A 16189-nucleotide genomic window follows, 5' to 3' on the forward strand; every position below is an offset into this window, starting at 1 on the left:
TTTCAAGTATCAAAGCATTTTTCCGGGCATTTTTGCCGATTTCCGCGTATTTCGCCCGATTCCCTTTGAAAATCACGTATATATCGCTTAGCTTATACTTTACATATTTATGACAGGAGGCGATTGATCTTGAACATTCCATCTGCCAACATTCTAACGTTTCACCGCAAGGGGAAAGCCATGGACCGCATCGACTCGAGTCTCGTCGCGCTGCGCCGCATCCTGCGCGCGACCGATCTGTTCGGCCGTGAGTTGGCGCAATCCGCCGGGCTCACCGCGGTTCAGTTCCGGGTGCTGCAACTGGTCGCGGAAAAGGGCGATGCCACCGCCACCACCATCGCCCAGCGGATGCGCGTCTCGCAGGCCACCGTGACCTCGCTTGTCGACAAACTCGTGGCCAAGGGCGTGGTCGTGCGCGAGAAATCCCAGACCGACCGCCGCCAGACCAATATCTGCATCACCGACAAGGGGCGCGAAACCATCGCCGACGCGCCAGACGCACTGCAACAACGCTATGTGCGCGAATTCCAGTCGCTCGCGGACTGGGAACAGGCGATGATCGTCGCCGCGCTCGAACGCGTGGCCACCATGCTCGATGCCGAGGATCTCGACGCCTCGCCCGTGCTCGACGCCCGCGACATCCGCTCCGGCACATGATCAACGATTTTTCTGCGACAAATCGGATCGCATCCAGGATTTCTCGCAGAAAGATCGTCGGCTCAAAACCGGGGCAAGTCCCCTTCGGGCAGGACGAGGCTGGCCCCCGTCGCCTTGACCACGTCCGCCACGCTCAGCCCCTCGGCGATCTCGCGCAGGTGAAAGCGCCCCTGCGCCACATCGACCACCGCCATATCCGTGAACACCCGGTTAACACAGGCCCGCGCGGTCAGCGGCAGGCTGCACCGCTCCAACAGCTTGGGGTTGCCCTTGCGGTCCAGATGCGTGGTCAGAACCACCACCCGCCGTGCCTTTTGCGCCAGTTCGATACCGCCACCCGCCCCGGGCGAAAACTTGCCCGGGATCTTCCAGTTGGCCAGATCGCCGGTTTGCGCCACCTCGAAGGCCCCCAGCATCGTGAGGTCGAGCCGCCCGCTGCGCACCAGCGCGAAACTTACCGCGCTGTCAAAGAACGCACTGCCCGCAATGGTCGAGACATAGGCCCCGCCCGCGTCGATCAGGTTCCGGTCGGCCTGTTCATAAGGCAAGGTCGGCCCGATCCCGCTCAGCCCGTTCTCGGTATGCAGGCAGACCGGAAAATCCGCCGCCAGGTGGTCGATGACCTGCGTCGGCAAACCGATGCCGAGATTGACCACCATCCCCGGCGCGATCTCGCGCGCCGCGCGCGCCACCATCCTGTCACGCACGTCTGACAACGCCATACTCCTCGCCCAGCGCCCCCAATGGCACCACGTGATCCACGAACGGCCCCGGCGTATGCACCTCCTCGGGCACGATACCGCCCGGCGCCACCACCTCTTCGACCTCGGCAATCACCCGGTCGGCGGCCATCGCCATCAGGGGGCTGAAATTGCGCGCCGCCGCCGCGTAGCACAGGTTGCCGAACGTATCGGCCCGTGCCGCATGGATCAGCGCCACATCGGCGCGCAACGCGGTTTCCAGAACCCCCTCGCGCCCGCCCACTTCAACCCGTGGCTTACCCGTCGCCAATTCCGTCCCGAGGCCAATATCGGTGACGAAGCCCATCAGCCCGGCACCGCCCGCACGCACCCGCTCGGCCAGCATGCCCTGCGCGCAGAACTCGACCTCGATCTCGCCCGCGTTCATCATCGCCATCGCCCGCGCATTGAGCCCGATATGCGTCACGATCAGCTTCTTCACCATCCCCGCCGCCAAAAGGTGATCGACCCCCATGCCCTTTTCGTTGGCGTCGTTCTTGATGATGGTAAGATCCTTCGGCCCCTGCCGCACCAGTTCGCGGATGAGTGCGAACGGCGTGCCCGGCACGCCAAAGCCGCCCAGCATCACCACCGCGCCCGCGCCGATCCGCGACACCGCGTCTTCCATCGCGCAGGTCTTGTCCGACAATCTCACGCCGCACCCTCCCGCGCCAGCCGCGCAAACCGCTCACCCGCCAACCCCATCGGCAGGTCATCGGCATATGCGCCGAACCCCAGCCGGTCATAGAACCGCACCGCGCCGCTGTTGTGGCGATTTGCCATCAGCGACAGGTAAGCCGCACCCCAACGCTCCGCCGCCTCTCGCGCCACGGCGGCCAGCAACCGGCGGCCAAGCCCGCTGCCGCGCTGGTCCGGCGCGATCCAGAGATCCTGCACGTAAACCCCCGGCACCCCCCGCAGGGTCGAGAAATGCTTGAAATATAGGCTCATCCCGCAGGCATCCGCGCCGGCTTCGGCAATCAGTGCCTCGAAGAACCCCGTGCCCCAGGGGCCATGGCGGCGCAGCGCCCCGGCATTGCCGGTATGAAGGTCATGATCGCCCAGATGCTCCGACAAGGCCCGCAGCATCGCATCCAGCGCATCGACATCAGCCTCGGTCGCCGGGCGTATCCGCACCCCGCTCACGCCGCGCGCCCTGTCTCAAGCCCCGCCTCGCCCGCGAAATCCTCAAGCGCGGCGCCCAGCCCCTCGATGATCTCGTCGATCCCGTCCTCGCCCACGATCATCGGCGGGCAGACAAGGAAATGATCCCCCTCGAGCCCGCCACGCGTGCGCCGCGAATAGATGATCAGCCCCCGGTCATAGGCCAGATCGACCAGCCGCGCATGCGCGTTCAGGTCTTTGGGCAATGGCGCCATGCTGTCGCGGTCGCTGACCAGTTCGAAGGCCAGCAACAACCCCTTGCCCCGCACATCCCCGATAAAGGGAAACCGCTGCATCAGCGCCTCGAGCCGCGACTTGAGCCGCGCGCCCATCCGGTCCGCGTTGCCGATCATGCCCTGCCGCTCGACCTCGTCAAGAACCGCCAGCCCGGCGGCACAGGCCAGCGGGTTGCCCGCATAGGTATGGCCATGCACGAACCCGCCCATGTCGAGCACCGCCTCGACGATATCCTCGCGCGCGATCATCGCACCCAACGGCACGTATCCACCGCCGAACCCCTTGGAAATACAGATGATATCCGGCACCACCTGCCAATGCTCGGCGCCCCAGAACTTGCCCGTTCGCCCGCCCCCCGACATCACCTCGTCATGGATCAGAAGCACCCCGTAACGATCACAGATCTCGCGGATGCGGCTCATATACCCCGCCGGCGGCACCAGCGCCCCGGTCGAAGCGCCCCCCACCGGTTCCACTATGAAGGCCAGCACCGTTTCGGGGCCTTCGTCGCGGATCTTCTGCTCCAGCATGTCAGCATAGTGATGGCCCGTCGCCACGTCGTCGATATCGAGCCCGTCGAGATAGGCGCGCGGCGCGGGGATCTTCGGCATCCGCATCAGCATCGGGTCGAACGGCGCGCTCATCGGGGCATAGCCCGTCACCGCCAGCGCGCCCAGCGTCGCCCCGTGATAGGACGGCATCCGCGAAATCACCTTGAACCGCTGCGCCTCGCCCTTGGCCAACGCATATTGCCGCGCCAGCTTGATCGTGCTTTCCACCGCCTCGGACCCGCCAGAGACGAAAAATACCTTGCTGAGGCCCGGCGGCGACAGTTCCGCCGTCTTCGCCGCCAGCGCCTCCGAGGCTTCGGTCTGGAAATGCAGCCGATAGCCGAAGGTCGACTTCTCCATCTGCGCGCGCATCGCGGCCAGAACGGCCGGGTTGGAATGGCCGATATTGCTGACCATCGCGCCACTCGATCCGTCAAGATAGCGCTTGCCGGATGTGTCCCACATATAGATGCCCTCGGCACGGTCGAGTTCCGGCCGCGCCAGCCGGCTTTGATAGAAAAGATGGCTCATTCACGCCTCGTTCGCCAATACGCTGCAATCATCGGGGTTCAGAACCACCGACACCTCGGCCCCTTCGGCAAAGGGCGCACCGTCGATCATGTTCATCGCCTGGAACTGGGTCTCCCCGATCCGCACGAAGTAACGTGCCAACTGGCCCTGATAGTCAACCGCCTCGACCACGCCGCGGGTCGAAACCGTGCCCTCGGGCGCCGCCCCGTCGGCAAGGTGCAGTTTCTCGGCCCGCATGACCAGCTTGCCCCTTGAAGCATCGCCCAGGTTAGTGGCCCGGCTCGCCCGCAGCGTGACCGCCCCGAAATGCGGCACGTCAAGCGTCACGTCATCCGCGCCGCGCCCCTTCACATCCACATCCACGATGTTGGACGCGCCAAGGAAATTGGCCACGAAGACGCTCGCCGGGTTGTTATAGACCTCTTCGGGCGCCCCGACCTGCTCGACCCGGCCATCACTCATCACGATGATCTTGTCCGACATGGCCAAGGCCTCGGACTGGTCATGCGTGACGAAAATCGACGTCACCCCGATCCGGTGCTGAATCGCTTTCAACTCGACCCGCATATCCTCGCGCAGGTTGGCATCCAGCGCCGATAACGGCTCATCGAGGAGCAGAACATCCGGTTCGATCACGATGGCGCGGGCCATGGCGATCCGCTGTTGCTGGCCGCCCGACAACTGGCTGGGATAACGGTCCTCGACCCCCGGCAACCGTACGATATCAAGCGCCTCGGTTACCTTTTGCGCCGCATCCGCGCGGCTCACGCCCCGGTATTTCAGGCCGAAGGCGATGTTCTCGGCAATGGTGCGATGCGGGAACAGCGCGTAATTCTGGAACACCAGCCCAAGGTTGCGCTTGTGAATGGGCACGTCGTTGATCCGCTTGCCCCCGATCAGGATATCGCCACCCGTCGGCGTCTCCAGCCCCGACACCATCCGCAGGATCGTCGTCTTGCCACAGCCCGACGGGCCCAGAAGCGTGGTGAACGATCCCTCCTCGAACACCACATCGGATTCATGCACCGCCTTCAGGATGCCAAAGGACTTGGTGATTTGCTTGAGTTCGACGCGGGCCATCGCGTGCCATCCCCGTTTTCGGTCAGTTGCTGTTGGAACCGGGCCGCGCAAACCCTCGCGCGGCCCGGCCCGGTCATCATGCGGGGATCAGCCGCCCTTCTGAACCCGGTTCCACATCGCACCCTGCTTCTTCTCGTGCGGGTTCCATGTCTCCGGGTTGCGGAACACCAGCGCCTCGAGCTTGCCGGTCGGGTCGAACGCCGGCAGGTTCTGCACCTCCTCGGGCATCTCGACCTTGGTCGGGTCAAGCGACGAGGGGTATTTCTGCCCCACCGCCACCGCGATCGCCGTTTCGGGATCGAGCATGAAATTCAACAGCTCCTCGGCCTCGGCAAGGGGCGAGCCCTTGAGGACGAACATCGACTCCATCCATGCCAGCCCGTTGGGCGGATCCATATAGGCAATCGGATGCCCCTGCGCCTGAAGCGCGGCAACCCGGCCCGACCAGGCCTCGGTCACCCAGATTTCTTCCTTGGCCAGAAGGTCCATCAGTTCCGCACCCGACCCCCAGTATTTCAGCACCAGTTCGCGATGCTCGCGCGCCTTGTCCCAGACCGCGTCCCAGTCCTGGATATCGTTCGGGTCTTGCCCCGATTGCAGCGCGCCATACCATGCCCGGTTGGCCCAATCGCCACCCCAGCCGCCGATCTTGCCCTTGAGCTCCTTGTCAAGCAGCAGGTCGGCCCCCAGCTCCATGGCCTTTTCCTTGCTCACATGATTGGTGTTATAGGCAATGCCCGTGGTGCCGTAATCGTAAGGCACCGCCGACAGGCCGTCGGGCGTGATCGCGCGGAACGGCTCGATCATCGCGGTCATCACGTTCTTGAGGTTGGGAATGTTGTCCTCGTTCAGAACCACGTGAAAGTCATTATCGACCCAGCGCTTGTACCAGCTCACCCCCGAACTATGCAGGATGTTGTGGCCCGAGGTGCTGCCCGCCGCCTTGAGCTTGGTCAGAACCTCGTTCTCGCCGCCGAAGGTGGCGTCGATCACCTTGTTGCCGGTGGCGGCCTCGTAAGGATCAAAGGCATGCTTGCGCAGCGCCTCCGAAACCACGCCACCCCAGCCTTCGAAATGCAGCTCGACACCGGCGGCACGCGCCTGTTTCGCCATCGCCGTCATGATCCCGCCGGAAAGCCCGGCAGTGATCCCCGCCGATCCGAGCAGGCCAAAGAAGGTGCGACGATCCACATCGCCGTTGCCCACCGCCTCGCGCAGCTTTTCATAGCGTTTTGTGCTGTCCATTTTCCTGGTCATCATACTCTCCTTGTTGGTTGTTTCCCGTTGGTCGTTTCTTGTCGCTCGGGTCAGATCTTCCTGCGTGAGAAATAGCGCGCCAGCCCACCCGCCAGAAGCGGCACGCCCACCGTGATGCAGATCATCACGAAGCCCAGCGCGTTGATCTCGGGGCTGACCGAATGGCGCAGCATCCCGAAGATCTGCGTCGGCACCGTCTCCATGCCCGACGGGCGCCAGAAAATCGTCGCGGTGATGTTGTCGAACGATATGGTGAAGGCAAAAAGCGCCCCGGCAAAGATCGCCGGCAACAACAGCGGAAAGGTCACGGAAAAGAAGGTCTGCACCGGGCTTGCGCCCAATGATCGCGCCGCCTCCTCGTATTCGCGGCGTATCCCCACCAGCCGCGCCTGCACCACCAGAACGACAAACGGCAGCGCGATGATCGAATGGCCCAGCAGCAACAGGGTGAAACTGCGCGGCATGTGCAGCCAGCGCAGGAATATCAGGAGGCCGACCGCCAGCACCGTCTCGGGCACCAGCACCGGTGAAATCAGGAAGGTCGTGACCCAGTCCTTGCCGCGAAACTGATAGCGCACCAGCGCCAGCGCCGCCAGAATCCCGATCGTCGTCGCGACCAAAGCGGTCATCAGCCCGAGGATGAACGAGGTGCGGAACGCCCGCATGATCGCCTCGTTCTCGAACAGCGCATGAAACCACCGCAGGCTCAGCCCGTCGATCGGGAACCCGCCGAATTGCGAATTGTTGAAGGCCAGCACCAGCACCACCGCGATAGGTGCGAACATGAAGGTGTAAACAAGGATCGTGTAGAACCGGATAAAGGCCCATGCGCTCATGTCCGTGCCCCCCTCACCCGAATGCCTTGGACAACTGGTTGAGCCCCATGAACCGGCTGTAAAGGATCACCACCGACCCCAGCAGCACCAGAAGCGTGAACGAAAGCGTCGCCCCCATCGGCCAGTTGAGTTCGGTGACCACCGCGTCATAGATCAGGTTGCCGAACAGGAAATCGCTCGGCCCCCCGAGGATCAGCGGCGTCACGTAAGACCCCCCGGTCAGCACGAAAACCAGCAGGCTCCCCGCCGCCAACCCGGGCAGCGACAGCGGCAATGTCACCTCGCGAAACGCCTGCCACGGCGTCGCCCCCAGCGTGCGCGCCGCCGGTTCGAGGTTCCGGTCGATGCCTTCGAGGCTCACGTAGATATTGAGGATCATGTAAGGCAGAAAGACATGGATCAGCCCCACCATCACCGAGAACTCGTTGAACATCATCCGCAACGGCTCATCGCTCAGGCCCAGCCACTGGAACAACCCGTTGAGCGCCCCCTGGTTGCCCAGGATGTGAATCCAGCTCAGCGTGCGGATGATGAAACTGACCCAGAACGGCAGGATCAGCAGCAGCAAAAGCAGCCATTTGTGCCGGAATGTCGTCATCGCGATGAAATAGGCCGGCAGATAGCCCAGAACCGCCGCCAGAACCGTCACCACGACCGAGATGCGCAACGTCTTCCAGATCGCGCTGTGATAGTAATTGTCGCTCAGAAGCATTTCCCAGTTGCCGAACTGAAACGCGACGCGGTCCACGGCAAGGTCGATATTCTCGTAGAAGGAATAGACGAGGATGAACGACATCGGGATCACCACAAGCGCCGTGATCGCGATGAACGCCGGTGTCAGCAACACCAGCGGTCGCTTGTCGATCGGGGTGGCAGTCTCGGCCATTACGTCCGTTTGTCCCAGAAGTCGTTTTGAGAAAACGGTTGCATGGCGCTGAAAATTGCTCAAATTGATAATCCGTATGGAGCACATTAATCCAATCAATGCCGAGCAACAGCCCGACCGCTTCACCGCCAATCTCGACTGGAACCTGCTGCGCAGCTTCATCGTGATCGTCGAAGAGGGCTCGATCACCCGCGCCGCGCATCGCCTGCTGCGCGGTCAGCCCGCGATCAGCCTCGCACTGCAACGGCTCGAACAGGAATTCGGCACCCGTCTCATCGACCGCGGGCGCGGGCATTTCGCGCTCACTGCCGCCGGGCGCGCGCTCTATCGCGAATGTCTCGACATCCATGCCGGAATCGCCAAGCTGCGCGAGGCGACAACGCTGGCCCAGTCCGAGATTTCCGGCCATGTCACCATCGCACTGGCCAGCCACGTCATCACGCCGCTGCTCGACGATCTTCTGGGCCGGACCTACCGCGCCCATCCGCGCGTGACCTACCGGATTCACTCGGCCACCTCGGCCAACGTGGCCGCCGCCCTGCGCGACCGCACCGCCAGCTTCGGCATCTGCCTTGTGAACCGGCGCCTTCCCGATCTCGACTATGGGCGGCTCTACCGCGAATTCTTCGGCTTCTATTGCGGCCCCGCGCACCCGCTCTTCGGGCAGGAGGGCTTGGGCATCGAGGCACTCAAGGGGCTCGACGCGGTCTCGTTCGAAACCGACGATCTCAACGATGCGCTGCGCCCCGTGGCGCTCCTGCGGCGGCAATACGAACTGGATCAGCGCATTGTCGGGCGTTCTTCTCATCTCGAAGAGGTGCGCCGCATGATCCTGTGCGGCCTCGGCATCGGTGCATTGCCCGTCCATGTCGCGCAATCCGATGTCGAACAGGGCCGCCTGTGGCGCCTGCCGCCCTATGACGATCCGCCCGCCGTCGATATCTACCTGCTGACCAACCCGCGCAAACGGTTCAACCGCGCCGAAAAGCTGATGATCGACGCGCTGCAAGACGCCATCGCCACCCGCCCGCTCGCCGAACGCACCTACCCGTCAGTCTGACGGGCGTGTCTCACTCCGCCGCATCGCGCCGGGGCAACACCCAGTTCGGGCGCGGAAAATGGCAGGTATATCCGTTCGGAATACGCTCAAGGTAATCCTGGTGCTCGGGCTCGGCCTCCCAGAAATCGCCCACCGGTTTCACCTCGGTCACCACCGGCCCGGGCCAAAGCCCGCTCGCCTCGACATCGGCGATGGTGTCCTCGGCCACGCGCTTTTGCGCGTCATCCACGTAATAGATGCCCGAGCGGTAACTCATCCCCACATCGTTGCCCTGCCGGTTGGGCGTGGTCGGGTCGTGGATCTGAAAGAACACCTCCAGCACCTGCCGATAGCTCAGCACCTCGGGGTCAAAGATCACCTCGATCCCTTCGGCATGGGTGCCGTGATTGCGATAGGTCGCATTCGGCACGTCACCCCCGGTATAGCCCACCCGCGTGCGCAACACCCCCGGAATCCTGCGGATCAGATCCTGCATCCCCCAGAAACATCCGCCTGCCAGAACCGCGCGTTCCTCGCTCATCGCTCAACCCTCCACCTGATCAAGATATTCGCCATAGCCTTCCGCCACCATCCGCTCCTTGGGAATGAACCGCAAGGCCGCCGAATTGATGCAATAGCGCAGCCCCCCCAACTCGGGCGGCCCGTCCGGGAACACATGCCCCAGATGGGAGTCCCCGTGTTTCGAGCGCACTTCGGTGCGCACCATCCCAAGCGACGCATCCTGCAACTCGACGATATGGCCCGCCTCCACCGGCTTGGCGAAGGCCGGCCAGCCACACCCCGAATCGTATTTCATCGCGCTGACGAAAAGCGGCTCGCCCGACACCACGTCGACATAAAGCCCCGGCGCGAAATGCCGGTCATATTCGCCGGTATAGGGCCGCTCGGTCCCGTTTTCCTGCGTGACCCGGTATTGCTCCGGCGTCAGCCGCGCCAAACCGTCCTTGCTCTTCTCATAGGCCATCATGTTTCCTCGCACTTGCTCGCTTCCAAGATGGGGCGCCCAGGTGCGGCACTTCAAGCCCCTCGTGACCGAACGTGATCGCCGCCACGCCCTGCCCCCACCCTTCATCTTGCCCGAAATACTCGAAATTCGATCCGCGCCGGCTGCACTTCGCCGAAAGCGCGCCCAAACCTCACGGCACCCTGCGGAACCCGCCCTTGTCGGCACTCTCGGCAAAGGCGGCATAGACCCGCAGCGCCGCCCCGATCACCCGTGACCTCGGTGCAGCGGGGGTCCAGCGCATCCCCTCGGGCCGCGCCTCCATCTCCGCGCGTCGCGCGGCCAGTTCCGTCTCATCCACCAACAGGGACAGGCTGCGCCCCGGGATATCCACGGCGATCCGGTCGCCGTCGCGCACAAGGCCGATCGCGCCCCCCGCCGCCGCCTCGGGCGAAACATGGCCAATCGAAAGCCCCGCCGTCGCACCGGAAAACCGCCCATCGGTGACAAGCGCGCATGTATCATCCACCTTCTGCGCCTTGAGGCTCATCGTGGGTTTCAGCATTTCCTGCATCCCCGGCCCGCCCTTCGGCCCCTCGTAGCGGATCACCACCACCGTGCCGGGCGCGATCTCGCCCCCGTCGATGGCCGCCAGCGCCGCCTCCTGATCGTCGAACACCCGCGCCACGCCTTCCCAGCGCAGCATCTGTGCGGGCACCGCCCCGGTCTTGACCACGCAGCCATCCACCGCGATGTTGCCGCGCAGCACGGCCAAGCCGCCCTCGCGCGAATAGGCATGCTCCAGCGACCGGATACAGCCCGCTGCGCGGTCGAGATCCATCTCCTGCCAACGCATCTCCTGCCCATAGGGCGTGATCGTGCGCCGCCCGCCCGGCGCCGCACGATAGTAAAGACTCACCTCCTCGTCGCCGCTCTGGATCACGTCCCATTTCGCCAGTTGCGCCGCCATGCTCTGCCCCGAAACCGTGCCCACGCTGTCATCCAGCAACCCGGCACGCTGCAATTCGCCCATGATTCCCATGATCCCGCCCGCGCGGTGCACGTCCTCCATGTAATAGTCGAATGTCGCGGGCGAGACCTTGCACAGGTAGGGCACTTCCCGCGAAAGCCGGTCGATATCGCCCATGGTGAAATCGACCCCCGCCTCGGCCGCCATGGCCAGCATGTGCAGGATCGTGTTGGTCGAGCCCCCCATCGCGATATCCACCTTCATCGCGTTCTCGAAGGCCGCCTTGGTCGCGATGTTGCGCGGCAACACGCTCGCGTCTTCACCCTCGTAATAGGCCCGGGCGAGATCGACCACCCGCCGCGCCGCGCGTGAAAACAGCGCCTTGCGGTCGGCATGCGTGGCCAGAAGCGAACCATTGCCCGGCAGCGCAAGGCCGATCGCCTCGGCCAGGCAATTCATCGAATTGGCGGTGAACATCCCCGAGCACGACCCGCAGGTCGGACAGGCATTTTCCTCGATCGCCTGCGCCGCCTCGCCCTGCTCGGGATCGAACGCCGCGACATAGGCCATGATCGGATCGAGCCGCTTGACCTCACCCTGCCCCGGCAGCCGCCCCGCCTCCATCGGCCCGCCCGAAACATAGATCACCGGGATGTTGAGCCGCAAACCCGCCATCAGCATCCCCGGCGTGATCTTGTCACAGTTGGAAATACAGATCAGCGCATCGGCGCGATGCGCCTCGACCATGTATTCGATGCTGTCCGCGATCAACTCGCGCGACGGCAGGGAATAAAGCATCCCGTCATGGCCCATCGCGATCCCGTCATCGACCGCGATGGTGTTGAACTCACGCGGAATGCCCCCCGCGGCCCATATTTCCTCACACACCAACCGGCCCACCTCGGCAAGATGCACATGGCCGGGCACGAACTCGGTAAAGGAATTGGCCACCGCGATCACCGGCTTGCCGAAATCCGTCGCCTCCACCCCGCCCGCCATCCAGAGCGAGCGCGCCGCCGCCGCCGTCTTGCCCTCGGTCACCAGCGCCGATCTCAGTTTCGCCATGATGTGCTCCCGTCCTCTTCCCCGGGCATGAAGCCACGCCCCCTGCCCCAAGACAAGCCCCCGACCCCCCGGACGTCGGGTCGCTTGGCCCCTCCATCCGGTCAGATCGGCAGCTCCGACGTCGCCTTTTCCGTCGAGACCACGATCGACGTCCGGAACTTGCGGACATTCCTGTCGGCAAAGAAGAACCGGTGCGTGAACGCTTCGTAATCCGCGATGTCCCGCGCCATCACGACAAGGACAAAGTCGGCATCTCCCGCGATGCAATAGAAATGCGTCACCTGCCGATCCTCGCGCGCCTTGCGCTTGAAGGCGTTGATCTGGTCGAGCCGGTCACGCTCCAACTCCACCGCGACAATAGCCGTAACCCCGAGGCCCAGGGGTTCGGGATCGAGGATCGCCACTTCCTTGCGGATCACCCCGGCCTCCCGAAGCGCCCGCATTCGCCGCTGGACCGAGGCTGTCGAGATACCGGTCGCGTCTGCGAGGGACTGAATCGAGGTTCTGGCGTTCTTTTGCAACTGATCGAGTAAACTCCGATCTATCGAATCCATGACAGTCTATCCCTCGATACATGACTAAACATGATCCACATAGATCATAATACGATCAAAAATGATATAGAGCGCGTCACGAAAACCTTCTATGGTGTGTCACATGATGAAACGCGGTGCCATTGCCATCCTTCCGCTCGCCTTCGGCGCCGCCGTCTACGGTTTCGCCTTTGGGCTGCTCGCCGCGCAGGTGGGTTTCCCCTGGTGGGGCGTGGGCCTGATGAGCGTGTCCGTCCACGCCGGGTCGTCCCAGATCGTCGCCGTCGAGCAGTTGGCCTCCACCGGCACGGTGCTGGGTGCGGTACTGGCGGCCGCGGCGTTGAACCTGCGCTATGTCGGCATCATTGCATCGCTCTCGGATGTGCTGGACGGCCTCTCGCTGCGCGCCAAGTTGCTGGCCATCCATGTCACCGGTGACGAGAACTGGGCCCTGACCATGGCCGAACGTGCAAAATCGCCCGACGTGGGCGCGGCGTTCCTGTTGGGATCGGGCTTCGTGATGATCTCGGTCTGGACCGTTTCGACAACGGCCGGGGCGGTGATCGGGGCGGCGCTGCCCGATCTTGAACGCTTCGGCCTCGGCTTCGCTTTCACGGCGGCTTTCATCGCCATGGCCCGGGGGCTGTGGCGGGGCCGCTCGCAGGCACTGCCCTGGGTTGTGGCAGCAGCGGCCACGGTCGCCGTCGTCTCGTTCGGACTGCCCAAGGCCTATGGCATCGTCACGGGCGCGTTGTGCGGGCTGGCGGTCCGTGCGCTGCTGCGCCGCATGAAGGCTGTCATCGCATGAGCGGCGCGCATTGGGCCCTGATCGGACTTCTGGCCATGGCCGCCGTCGCAATTCGCGTGGCGGGGCTGATCGCGGGCGGGCGCCTCCGGGCGTCCCGGCATGCCTGGGTGCTCGACGATCTGCCCGGGCTGATCGTGGTCAGCCTGGTCGCGTCGTCACTGGTCGGACAGCCGCCGGTGACATGGATCGCGGCAGGCGCGGCGCTCGGCATCGCCATCCTGACGAACCATGTCATCGTCACGATGGTCGCGGGTGTGGCGGCCTATGCCGGGCTGGGATGGTTGGGGATGTAGCCGCATCACCCGACCCCCGGGCCCGCCTTGCATGCCCCGGGTCGCCTGTTGACGGATCAAAATGACCCGTCGCAATATCGGCTCACCGCTCGTTCGCGCCTTTTCCCGCAAGGATCTTGCCGCGAAACTTGGCAATGCGCGACATCCGCGTCTCGGATTTCTTTGCCGAGTTGAGATTGATCACGTAACTTTTCTGCCGCCCCGGGGTCAGGTTGTGAAAAGCCTCGGCAAGTTCCGGATCGGCATCCAGCGCATCCACCAGCTCGACCGGCAGTTCGATTTTGCTTTCCTCTTTCGGCGGCTTTATGCCCGCCTCGGCATAGCCCATCGCTTCTTGCAAATAGGACTGGATGACCGGTGCGCGCTTTGCCACCTGCGAATTGTCTACAAAGCGGATCATGTCGGGATGCCGGGCGTTCGGCCCCTGCGTCTCAAGCACACCCTCGGGGTCTTTCATCAGTGCCGCGTTGAAGAAACTGAGGCGAAAATCGCCCCGGAATGCACCGATGATCACGATATTCCGGCCCGCATGCATATAGCATGGATGCCCCCACTTCACGGTCTCGACAAGCCCGGCTTCAAGGCAAATCCGGCGCAGATCGCCAAGGCCATCGGCCCATTTCCGGGTCGAACAATCCGGCGTTGCAAACCGTTCGCAACGTCCGCACCCTTTTGCAAAATAGTCCTCGATCTCGGTGATCATGACATCGCCCTATGGTTGAATTTACTGCCCCCTTGTAATCCAAACCGCGCCGGACATCAAAACCCGCAACGCGATCAAAGCGGCCAGATAAACGGGATGACCGCACTTGCCAGCAGCCCCACCGACAGGTTGAGCGGAATGCCCACCTTCATGAAATCGGTGAACTTGTATCCGCCGGGGCCGTAAACCAGCGTGTTGGTCTGGTATCCGATCGGCGTGGCAAAGGCCGCGCTCGCCGCCACCATCACCGCCACGACAAAGGGCCGCGGATCGACCCCCATCGCCTCGGCGAGGCCGATGGCAATCGGCGTGATCACCACCGCCACCGCGTTGTTGCTGACCATCTCGGTCAGAATGCTGGTCATGAGATAGATCGCCCAGATCATCAGCGCCGCGGGCAACAGCGACAGCATCGGCGCCACCGCGCCCACGATCATGCTCACCGCGCCCGAACTTTCCAGCGCCACGCCAATCGCCAGCATCGAAAAGATCAGCGCCAGAAGCCGCCCGTCGATGAACGAAAACGCCTCGTCCGCGTCGATGCAGCGGCTGAGCAGAACCACCGCCACCGCCAGCACCGCCAGCATCAGGATCGGTGCCACCCCCAGCGCCGCCAGGCCCACGATGGACAAAAGCGCCAGCACCGCCACCGGCGCATGCCCCCGCCGGAACGCCCGCGACGACGGGTGCGAGACGTCGACAAGCTCCATGTCCGCGGCCAGCCGGTGAATATCCTCAGGCGTCCCTTCGAGAAGCAGCGTATCGCCCACCCGCACCACCAGGTCGTCAAGCTGGCGCCCGATATTCTGGTTCTTGCGATGCACCGCCAGCGGATAGACCCCGTAACGCCGCCGCAGCCGCAACTTGCCAAGGCTGCGCCCCACCATCTTGCAGCCCGGCGTGATCAGAACCTCCACCGTCGTGGTCTCGACCGCACTCACCTGGTCCACACGCTTGAGTTCCTTGTTGCGCTGAAGGCTCAGAAGCTCGGCCATGCGCGTGCGCAGCACCACCCGGTCGCCGACCTGCAACTCCACCCCTTCGAGGTTCCGGCGCAGCGACGCATCGCCGCGAATGACGTCGATCAACCGCACCCCCTCGCGCTTGAAAAGCTGCACACCGGTCACCTCGCGGCCAATGAGGTTGCTCTCGGGCGGGATCACCGCCTCGGTAAAGAACTTCATCCGCGACCGATCCGACAACAGCGTCGCCATGCTGTCGCGCTCGGGCAGCAACAGCGGCCCGATGAACCGCAGATAGATCATCCCCCAGACCACCAGGATCGCCGCCAGCGGCGTGATCTCGAAAATCGTGAACGGCGCCATCCCCTGCGCCCGCGCCACCCCGTCGACCAGCAGGTTGGTGGATGTCCCGATCAGCGTCAGCGTGCCCCCAAGGATCGCCGCGTAACTCAGCGGGATGAGCAGTTTCGAGGCCGAAACCCCCAGCGACCGCGCCAATTGCACGAATACCGGGATCATCACCACGACCACCGGCGTGTTCGACACCACCGCGCTCGACAACACGACAAAGAGCATCAACAACCCGATGGCCAGTTTCGGACTGGTGCGCGCTTTCCGGTCGGCAAGGCTCGTGAACGCATCGAGCGCCCCGGTGCGCACCAGCGCGCCCATCACGATGAACATCGCCGCAATGGTCCATGGCGCGGGGTTCGACAGCACCTGCACCGCGCCGTCATAGGGCAGCACCCCCAGCACCAGGAGCACCGCGACCCCGCCGATCGCCACCACCTCGGTGGGATAGCTCTCGCGCAGGAAAAGCGCGAACATCGCCACCACCACGGCCAGCGTGACAATCGCCTCACCGGTCTGGGAAAACGCGAAAACCTGCATCATGGCCCATGCCCCGCCTGAT

18 protein-coding genes are annotated in these 16189 nt (G+C 63.9%); 4 read left to right on the forward strand and 14 right to left on the reverse strand.

All coding sequences use genetic code 11. The annotated features are described in order from the left end of the window. Nucleotides 1-180 precede the first annotated feature (180 nt). Complete coding sequence (locus tag FLO80_RS10675; protein WP_111368547.1) at nucleotides 181-657, forward strand: MarR family winged helix-turn-helix transcriptional regulator; 477 nt, start codon at nucleotides 181-183, stop codon at nucleotides 655-657. A 62-nt stretch (nucleotides 658-719) separates the two neighbouring features. Here the strand turns inward: FLO80_RS10675 and FLO80_RS10680 are convergent, their stop codons facing one another. The 8 genes from FLO80_RS10680 to FLO80_RS10715 all read right to left on the reverse strand — a co-directional run bounded on the left by FLO80_RS10680 (nucleotide 720) and on the right by FLO80_RS10715 (nucleotide 7939). After that, nucleotides 720-1364: a 3-oxoacid CoA-transferase subunit B gene (locus tag FLO80_RS10680; RefSeq protein WP_246156661.1), complete on the reverse strand. Its 645-nt coding sequence runs from the start codon at nucleotides 1362-1364 to the stop codon at nucleotides 720-722. Next, nucleotides 1357-2052, reverse strand: a complete 696-nt coding sequence (locus tag FLO80_RS10685) for a CoA transferase subunit A (protein WP_246156653.1) — start codon at nucleotides 2050-2052, stop codon at nucleotides 1357-1359. Before FLO80_RS10685 ends, FLO80_RS10680 begins: the two co-directional genes overlap by 8 nt. Continuing rightward, nucleotides 2049-2543, reverse strand: coding sequence for a GNAT family N-acetyltransferase (locus tag FLO80_RS10690; RefSeq protein ID WP_111368544.1), 495 nt, complete (start codon nucleotides 2541-2543; stop codon nucleotides 2049-2051). Before FLO80_RS10690 ends, FLO80_RS10685 begins: the two co-directional genes overlap by 4 nt. Then, a complete protein-coding gene (locus FLO80_RS10695; protein WP_111368543.1) occupies nucleotides 2540-3880 on the reverse strand; it encodes an aminotransferase family protein in 1341 nt (446 codons plus the stop codon). The genes FLO80_RS10690 and FLO80_RS10695 overlap by 4 nt, the downstream gene beginning before the upstream one ends. After that, complete coding sequence (locus tag FLO80_RS10700) at nucleotides 3881-4960, reverse strand: ABC transporter ATP-binding protein (protein WP_111368542.1); 1080 nt, start codon at nucleotides 4958-4960, stop codon at nucleotides 3881-3883. An 87-nt stretch (nucleotides 4961-5047) separates the two neighbouring features. Continuing rightward, entirely contained in the window at nucleotides 5048-6217 is a 1170-nt protein-coding gene (locus tag FLO80_RS10705; RefSeq protein WP_246156654.1) for an ABC transporter substrate-binding protein, read from the reverse strand. A gap of 50 nt (nucleotides 6218-6267) precedes the next feature. Continuing rightward, nucleotides 6268-7053 (reverse strand): ABC transporter permease, encoded by a 786-nt coding sequence (locus FLO80_RS10710; protein WP_111368540.1) that lies wholly within the window; start codon nucleotides 7051-7053, stop codon nucleotides 6268-6270. Between the two features lie 13 nt (nucleotides 7054-7066). Further along, entirely contained in the window at nucleotides 7067-7939 is an 873-nt protein-coding gene (locus tag FLO80_RS10715) for an ABC transporter permease (protein ID WP_111368539.1), read from the reverse strand. Between the two features lie 76 nt (nucleotides 7940-8015). Between FLO80_RS10715 and FLO80_RS10720 the strand changes: the two genes are divergently transcribed. Then, entirely contained in the window at nucleotides 8016-8999 is a 984-nt protein-coding gene (locus tag FLO80_RS10720; protein ID WP_111368538.1) for a LysR family transcriptional regulator, read from the forward strand. A 10-nt stretch (nucleotides 9000-9009) separates the two neighbouring features. On the opposite strand, the gene msrA is transcribed toward FLO80_RS10720, so the two are convergent. The 4 genes from msrA to FLO80_RS10740 form a co-directional block, all read right to left on the reverse strand. Continuing rightward, complete coding sequence (gene msrA / locus FLO80_RS10725; protein WP_111368537.1) at nucleotides 9010-9519, reverse strand: peptide-methionine (S)-S-oxide reductase MsrA; 510 nt, start codon at nucleotides 9517-9519, stop codon at nucleotides 9010-9012. A 3-nt stretch (nucleotides 9520-9522) separates the two neighbouring features. Next, nucleotides 9523-9966: a peptide-methionine (R)-S-oxide reductase MsrB gene (gene msrB / locus FLO80_RS10730; protein WP_223145483.1), complete on the reverse strand. Its 444-nt coding sequence runs from the start codon at nucleotides 9964-9966 to the stop codon at nucleotides 9523-9525. 169 nt (nucleotides 9967-10135) lie between these two features. After that, a complete protein-coding gene (ilvD, locus tag FLO80_RS10735; RefSeq protein ID WP_111368536.1) occupies nucleotides 10136-11977 on the reverse strand; it encodes a dihydroxy-acid dehydratase in 1842 nt (613 codons plus the stop codon). Nucleotides 11978-12078: 101 nt separating this feature from the next. Beyond that, complete coding sequence (locus tag FLO80_RS10740; protein ID WP_111368535.1) at nucleotides 12079-12531, reverse strand: Lrp/AsnC family transcriptional regulator; 453 nt, start codon at nucleotides 12529-12531, stop codon at nucleotides 12079-12081. Between the two features lie 103 nt (nucleotides 12532-12634). On the opposite strand from FLO80_RS10740, the gene FLO80_RS10745 reads away from it, so the two are divergent. Together FLO80_RS10745 and FLO80_RS10750 are read left to right on the forward strand one after the other, a co-directional pair. Further along, the gene (locus FLO80_RS10745; protein ID WP_246156655.1) at nucleotides 12635-13318 is read left to right on the forward strand and encodes an AzlC family ABC transporter permease; all 684 of its coding nucleotides are present in this window, start codon (nucleotides 12635-12637) and stop codon (nucleotides 13316-13318) included. Continuing rightward, nucleotides 13315-13611, forward strand: coding sequence for an AzlD domain-containing protein (locus FLO80_RS10750; protein ID WP_111368534.1), 297 nt, complete (start codon nucleotides 13315-13317; stop codon nucleotides 13609-13611). The genes FLO80_RS10745 and FLO80_RS10750 overlap by 4 nt, the downstream gene beginning before the upstream one ends. Nucleotides 13612-13693: 82 nt before the next feature. Here FLO80_RS10750 and FLO80_RS10755 read toward each other — a convergent pair whose 3' ends face one another. After that, nucleotides 13694-14314, reverse strand: coding sequence for a YdeI/OmpD-associated family protein (locus FLO80_RS10755; RefSeq protein ID WP_111368533.1), 621 nt, complete (start codon nucleotides 14312-14314; stop codon nucleotides 13694-13696). A gap of 74 nt (nucleotides 14315-14388) precedes the next feature. Continuing rightward, the gene (locus tag FLO80_RS10760) at nucleotides 14389-16167 is read right to left on the reverse strand and encodes an SLC13 family permease (protein ID WP_111368573.1); all 1779 of its coding nucleotides are present in this window, start codon (nucleotides 16165-16167) and stop codon (nucleotides 14389-14391) included. Between the last annotated feature and the right edge of the window lie 22 nt (nucleotides 16168-16189).

The organism is Aquicoccus porphyridii (assembly GCF_008369105.1).
GTDB classification, from domain to species: Bacteria; Pseudomonadota; Alphaproteobacteria; order Rhodobacterales; family Rhodobacteraceae; genus Aquicoccus; species Aquicoccus porphyridii.